This is a genomic window from Corynebacterium sp. HMSC11D10 (assembly GCF_001806995.1).
Lineage (GTDB): Bacteria > Actinomycetota > Actinomycetes > Mycobacteriales > Mycobacteriaceae > Corynebacterium > Corynebacterium coyleae.
In genome coordinates, this window is sequence record NZ_KV787047.1 from 1 (window position 1) to 559 (window position 559).

The following is a 559-nucleotide window of genomic DNA, read 5'->3' on the forward strand; positions in this document are numbered from 1 at the left end:
ACCACCGCGCCGTTTTCGGCGATGAACGTCTCGCATGCGGGGAACATGCGTTGCAGTGTTGCCAGTTGGCGGCCGGAGGCGGGGGTGATGGTGACGGACTGGGCGGTGGCGTCGTCGTCAAGCTGCCAAAAGCGCTTGGGCACCTGGCCTTGCGGGGTGAGGAGGGTGCCGTCCATGTCGAGTGCGATCAGTCGTGGCGTCTGCATTGCCCACACCATACCGGTGTGATGTGGAACACTGGGCGGCATGACTGAGTTTGTGAAGACCGAAGTACGCGGCACGACCGGGGTGATCACCCTCGACCGCCCCAAGGCCCTGAATTCTCTGAACCCGGAGATGGCACGCGCCATCGATGAGATCCTGAAGCAGTGGCGTGACGACGACACCGTCGCCCAAGTTGTCATCCAGTCCTCGGCCAAGCACTTTTGCTCTGGTGGCGACGTCCGTGCCGCGCGCGACGGTGTCCTCGAGGGACGCCTGGATGAGGTCGATACGTTTTTCGCAGACGAGTACGCCATGAACTTGGACATTGCGAACTACCCCAAGCCGTACATCGCGC

General features: G+C 62.4%; 2 protein-coding genes. One reads left to right on the top strand and one right to left on the bottom strand.

Annotated features, from left to right (window positions below; all coding sequences use genetic code 11):
* The coding region (locus tag HMPREF3120_RS04785; RefSeq protein ID WP_168156405.1) for an HAD hydrolase family protein at nt 1-206 on the bottom strand (206 nt) is incomplete at its 3' end.
* Nucleotides 207-246: 40 nt separating this feature from the next.
* On the opposite strand from HMPREF3120_RS04785, the gene HMPREF3120_RS11710 reads away from it, so the two are divergent.
* Nucleotides 247-559, top strand: a 313-nt coding sequence (locus HMPREF3120_RS11710; RefSeq protein ID WP_210384495.1) for an enoyl-CoA hydratase/isomerase family protein, incomplete at its 3' end; no start/stop codon positions are given.